Source organism: uncultured Campylobacter sp. (assembly GCF_937890585.1).
GTDB lineage: Bacteria > Campylobacterota > Campylobacteria > Campylobacterales > Campylobacteraceae > Campylobacter_A.
Genome location: NZ_CALACG010000158.1, coordinates 1 through 6,000, shown reverse-complemented (window position 1 = coordinate 6,000; position 6,000 = coordinate 1). Strand labels below are relative to the sequence as shown.

Annotated in this window: 5 protein-coding genes; 2 read left to right on the top strand and 3 right to left on the bottom strand. The window is 40.1% G+C overall.

What is annotated here, in order from left to right; translation table 11 throughout:
* On the top strand, positions 1 to 262 hold a 262-nt coding region (locus Q0296_RS04710), incomplete at its 5' end, for a hypothetical protein (protein WP_298037191.1).
* 283 nt (positions 263 to 545) lie between these two features.
* Here Q0296_RS04710 and cas2 read toward each other — a convergent pair.
* The 3 genes from cas2 to cas6 all read right to left on the bottom strand — a co-directional run bounded on the left by cas2 (position 546) and on the right by cas6 (position 3,885).
* On the bottom strand, positions 546 to 818 hold the full coding sequence (cas2, locus tag Q0296_RS04705; RefSeq protein ID WP_298037188.1) for a CRISPR-associated endonuclease Cas2: 273 nt from the start codon (positions 816 to 818) through the stop codon (positions 546 to 548).
* On the bottom strand, positions 815 to 3,010 hold the full coding sequence (gene cas1 / locus Q0296_RS04700) for a CRISPR-associated endonuclease Cas1 (protein ID WP_298037181.1): 2,196 nt from the start codon (positions 3,008 to 3,010) through the stop codon (positions 815 to 817). Before cas1 ends, cas2 begins: the two co-directional genes overlap by 4 nt.
* A 62-nt stretch (positions 3,011 to 3,072) precedes the next feature.
* The gene (gene cas6 / locus Q0296_RS04695; protein WP_298037171.1) at positions 3,073 to 3,885 is read right to left on the bottom strand and encodes a CRISPR system precrRNA processing endoribonuclease RAMP protein Cas6; all 813 of its coding nucleotides are present in this window, start codon (positions 3,883 to 3,885) and stop codon (positions 3,073 to 3,075) included.
* Positions 3,886 to 4,095: 210 nt separating this feature from the next.
* Here cas6 and Q0296_RS04690 point away from each other — a divergent pair, with 210 nt between their 5' ends.
* A complete protein-coding gene (locus Q0296_RS04690) occupies positions 4,096 to 5,859 on the top strand; it encodes a hypothetical protein (protein ID WP_298037169.1) in 1,764 nt (587 codons plus the stop codon).
* The last annotated feature ends 141 nt before the right edge of the window (positions 5,860 to 6,000 follow it).

The following is a 6,000-nucleotide window of genomic DNA, read 5'->3' as shown; positions in this document are numbered from 1 at the left end:
GTTTCAATCCCCTAGATCGGGGAAATTTGTATCTAATATGATTGAAATTGTTCCACCAGATGTTTCAAAGCTACGTTTGTTTCAATCCCCTAGATCGGGGAAATTTGTATCTAATAGCCTAAAAAACGCTTGTAAATTAACAATGAGTTTTAAAAGAACTACTCTTTGCCGGCATTATATCACAAATGGCAAAATGTTCGAAAATGTGGCTAAAAAACTTTTTCAAATTCGCACTCTTTTGCTTATAGATAGCTTAAGATAGCGAATTTAAGGGCATTTATGAAAGCTAAAAAGTTCGAAAATCTAAAATGAAAAGTGAAAATTTGTGTGATTTTCGAATTTTGGCAAATTTGGGCTCTATGCTAAGTGCCTAAAAAAGGCAACTTTAAAAAGTGAAAAAATGCAAAAGTTCGAGAAAGTCTTTTTTGAGATAGAGAAATTTGAGATTTTTGAAGATTTTGAAACTTAATAAAATATAAAAATGCGGTAAAAAGGGCGTTTTGAAATTTTAAAAAGTTCGAAAATCAAATCCCTAAAAAAGGCACTTAGACATAGGTGTCGCTTGGGCAAAATATCTTGCCCTCGCCTAAGGTCTCGCTTTTAGCCATGCAGCTCTTGCAGATACTGTAAAACAGCACTTTGTCAGTTTTGGAGTCGATGATCTTTGCTATGCGCTCTTTTATAGAGAAAAAGTCACGCTCAGAGATATCTAGCTCAAAGACAGAGTAGTTTGCTCTTAGGCCGTAACTCTCAAGTAGCGCGGCTAGTTTGTTTCGGCGCTTGGTTAGGCAGACGTCGTAGCAGATGATGATGTTCATTGAAATCTCCCTATAAAAGGCTTGTATTTTTCATTTTGTGTGACGGCTCGCTTTAGGGCGTATGCTTGTTTGTCGATGATGTCTTGCGCTTTTAGCTGCTCGCCTCTATACTGCGTGTAGGCAAAGAACTTTTCGTTGACGTTTTTGGCGATATTTTGCCTAGTTTTGGCAGATAAAAGGCCGTCTTTTATCTCGAAAGGCTCGTTTTTATTTACCATGGAGATGATAGCGCGATCAACTATGAAGGCTCTAAATTCCTCGATGAGATCAAAGGCTAGAGTGGGCTTTTGCTCGTCAAGTGCGTGCAGATATGAGACGTGAGGCGAAAGACCAACAGCAGCGATGGACTTTAGTATCTTTGAGTAAAGGATGGCGTAGCCGTAGTTTAGGGCTGAATTTACAATGTCAGTTGCGCCTTGCGTGATGCGTGCGGTGAAGCTAAATTTATAGTCTATCGCCTTTGCTATGGCCTGCCAGTATGCGTTTGCACTGCTACCTTCGAAGCCTAGAAGCTCGCTTACGCTTTGGGTGTTTGGGACGTGGGAGGTTAGTATCTCTTGCATGGAGCTGATGTGGGAGCTTAGGCTTTTGTGGTATTTGTCTAGGTATTTTAGGTAGTTGATCTGGTTTTTGAGCTTGCCGGTGATGAACTGCTGGGCGATACGCAGAGACTTTTTGGTTTTTAGCAGTGTTATCTGCGAGGCGGCGGTTTTAGAGATGGCTGAGTTTGCGGTAAAGAGCGTGGCATAGCTTAAATTTGTCTTTTCGTCGATGAAATTTATAGAAATTTTGCGTTTGGCGCACTCTTTTATGACAGCAGAGCTTAGGGAAATTTGAGCGTTTATGATGATCTGGGTTATTTGAGTGATCGGAAATTTGTGCTTGATAGCGCCTTTGTCTTTTAGGACAAATTTACCCTGCGAGAGCGCTAGAAAATAAAATGGCGTCGTGATGTGGATGACGGAGCTTTGCGAGAAAGACTTTGTGTACTCGCGCTTTTTGGCTTCCAGGGCGTTTTGGACGGACTTTACGGCTGGGCGTTTAGCGTTTTTGTAGTAGGAGAGAATTTTTGCTTTTTTGAGAGAGTGACTTAGCTCAAATGGGAAATTTAAATTTGATAGAGCGTCTGCTAGAGTGTGCTTGTCTATGCTTTTTAGAAATTTGCGAGTTAAATTTGTCAAAACTTCATCAAAATGCAGGCAAAATCTATCTTTTTGTGCGGACGAAAAGAGCTTAAGCGAAATGGTCTTTAGGTGTGAGATATAGGCATTTATGCTATCTACGCTTTGGGCGATCTCTGGCTTTTTAGACGAGGCTGCGAGTTTTGCTAAAATACGTGCAAATTTATCCTCGCCTATGCTTAGCTCGTGAGCTTTGAAATTTACGCCTAGAAAGGTGAATTCGCTATCTTTGTCGTGCAAGGATGTTTTGGCTTCGTTTAGGGATAAATTTATGGTTACTAGAAAGTCTTTTAGTCTGGCAAGCCCTTGCTCGCAGGCTTCACGTGAGCCAAAAAAGAGCACAAAATCATCTGCGTATCTTACAAACTCTATACTGCTATGCTCGAGAAATTTATCCATTTGATCAAGGTAGATGTTTGAAAGAAGTGGGCTTAAAACGTCGCCTTGATGGACGCCTTTTGTGTGAGAAGTATAGTCAAAATGCTCGAAAATGCCATTTTTGATCCAAAGCTCGATGAGCCTAATAATGCGAGTGTCTTTGATATTTGAGCGTAAAATTTCAAGCAGTTTTGCGTGGTTTATGTTTTCAAAAAAGTCTTTTATGTCGGTTTTTAAGACAAAGTCGTGCGTCAAGCAAAAATCTCTTGCTCGAAAGATGGCGTTTGAGTATGATTTGCCACTTCGGTAGGCGTAGGAGCGGTTTGAAAAGCTCTTGTCAAAATAGCTTGAAAGCTCGCTAATAAGGATATTTTGCGCAAATTTATCTTTTAAAGATGGGATGGCTAGTTTGCGAAGCTCGTCTTTGTTCTCTTTGGGGATGAAGGCTCGTTTTAAGGGCTGGGGCGAATAAGAGAGCGTGAAAATCTCATCTTTAAGCTCGGCGTAAAATGCCTCTGAGCAGAGATCATCTATGCTAAGTCCGTCAAGCCATAAGGCTGTGTGCTTGAGCCTTTTTAATGCGTACTCAAATGAGCTTTTTGTAAAAATATCCTCTAAATTTAGATCAAACATAGGCTATCCTTTTTAGCTTTTTAGTGCTTGACGCAAAAGCTAGCCAGGCTGCTTATGAAAGGCTAGATCTGCATCACATCTATCTTGCCTAGTCCAAAAACGGTGCTTTTGCCAACGCCTGTGATAGTGGCTAGCTGTAAAAGCCCTGCTGAGCGCTCATCAAGGCCATAAACTCGCATCTTGCCTATAACGCCACCAAATTGCATCTTGGTGTGCTGGCGGTTTGAGTAGCGCTCAAGGTCGTAAAAGCTAAGCTCTTGCTCGAAACGCTCAAATTTAACTTCAAATTTATCCATCTGTGTGCCTGAAATGCCATCAAATCGCATGGCGATCTGGCGGATAAATAACCTAAAATCTATCTCACTTTTAACAAGGGTGTTCTTTTGTTTTATGCGAAGTGGGGTTTGAAGGCGGATCTCGTAGTCGCCTGCGGTGAAATTTGGCGTGAAATTTAGAGTTTCTGGCTCGGAGTTTAGTAAAAATTTAGTTTCAACCATTTTGCCATTTAGTGCGAAGTGGCTGAGCTTAAATTTATCTCTACTTGCGCCAAGGCCGATCTCTTGCATATTTTTAACAGCGATAGCTACATAAGGCAGGTAGCTAACGGCATGCTCGAAAAGTAGAATTTTAAAGTCAAAGCTCGTTTGATCAAGCTCGATATCTAGCCTAAAATTTGGCGTATCGGAGATGTTTTCAAAAAATTCATCATAAATACAGCTACCAGAAATGTCGCATGTGCCACACTCTTGGCTGATATAAGGGCAGCTGGCGAACCTTAGTGCGTGTCCGAAGGTGCCTCTGATGGTAGAGCCTATAAATGGGTAGGTGGGCTTTAAATTTATGCCGCAAACGGCTAACTCTAAATACTTTAGCATGGTTGCCTTTGAGAGATTTAGGGAAATTATACTACGAAAGATGATTTTATCTCTTAAGTATTGTTATAAATTTTCCCAACCGCCCAAACCCCCACAAAATCTAAATTTGCAAAATTTCCAGTCATAAATATGTCACAATTGTACCGAAGTACAATAGCTATGTTTTATCAAAAACGCTAAATTCACGAAAAAATTTAAAAAGGGAGACACATGTCAAAGGAAATAGGTGTAGTAAAAAATGTAACGCAAGGAAGCGTAAAAGCTGTAAGCCTAACAGGCGAAAGCAGAGAATTAAAAGTAGGTGACATAGTATATCAAGGTGAAAAGATAGTCACTGAAACAACTGACGCAAAAGTAGTAATAGCAAAAGCAGATGGAAAAGAGATAAGCCTAATAGGCAAAGACTCAATAAATTTAGACCAAAGCGTTAGTGAAAATTCTCAAACAACAGCTGACATAACTTCGCTTCAAAAATCAATCTTAAGTGGTGAAGGTTTAGCTGGCTTAGAAGAGACTGCAGCTGGTGGAAATCAAGCTGGTGGAAACGCTGGCGGTGACGGAGTAAGTCTTGGTGCTGCTAGCTTTGCACAAGGTGGTCACTACTCAAATATAAGTGCGAATTTTAATAATCTTTCATCTCAAACAAGCACAAATGCCCCAGCTGTTTCAAACGTGCGTGGCGGCGCATCTGCTGAGCCATCTGATGGTTTCGTGGCAAGCGCAGCAGCTTCTAGTCAGCCTGCGGTAACTCCTGCTAGAGCTTATATCACAGTAGATAGTGGTTCGACTCATAGTAACGAGGTCGCAGAGGGCGATAGAAGCTATCCTTATATGCAATATAACTTCCATATAGAAAATGCTCCAGCAGGCGCACTCACTACTAATCTAAAGATCGATCTTGGCGGCCAAGCTACTAAGGGTGATGACTATGAGCATCCTGAATACTCAATGGACGGAGGCAATACATGGACGGCTGTTGATCCTGATATGGTGCTTAAAAACGTAGTTGTACAAGACGGCGTTATCAAATTTAGAATGAAGGTCATCGACGACTATGGCCAACATGCTGGCAACCAAAATGAGGGCACAAAAATGAGCGACGAGGGCGCACAAATCCATGCTAATATTACAGAATTTGGTAAATATAGCGAAGAGGCTACTATCTCTATAAGCTCAGATAATGGCCTTATAAGCTCAGACTCTGCATCTAGCAAAATAGTAGACAATGATGACTTTGTTAAATTTGCTGGCGATGTAGATGCTGAGGGCAAGGAGCTTAATACTGGCATTGGCGACGATACTATCCATGCTAAAGAGGGCGATGTTAAAAACATTAATATCAAAATGGGTGATGGCGATGATCAGGCTATTTTTGAAAACCATACGATCATGAATGCTACGATCGATGGCGGAAACGGAAGCGATATCATCGATCTAATAAGCAATGATAAGACGATCAATACAACTGTTTTAGGTGGAAATGGCGACGATGTAATAAAATTTACCACCAAAAACGGAGTATCAACTGGCAACGTTTTTGATGGTGGAGACGGCGTAGATACTTTGGTTGTTGGTAGCAGAGATACATTTACAGATACGACTAATACTTATAAAAACTTTGAAAAAGTAGACGTTACAGATCTTGTAGAGAGTGACTATTTTGAAATCTCGAATAAATCTCAACTAGCTGAGATTATAGATAGATTTACAAATAATGGCACGCATGAGCTTACTCTTGTAACACAAAAACAAAAATCGAATATTCCTGGTGATATGTATAATGGCGGTATGCACTTTTATAGTGTGGTTAACGAGGAACATTATAATAAACATGGTGGAGTTGCTCCTGGTATCACTAAAGAAGAATCCAATGATGGCTTTTATAAATTGAGTTTTGAACATAATGGTAATAACTATATATTAAATGTTCAAGATGAGATAGTTTATTCATTTGCTGTCACTTCTTACCTTTAATTTTTATTCTGCCACTTCGGTGGCAGTTTTATTTTTATATTTCTAAATTTCCCCAACCGCTCCAATCCCCAAAAATTCTAAATTCACAAAATTTCCAGTCATAAATATGTCACAATTGTACCGAAGTACAATAGCTATGTT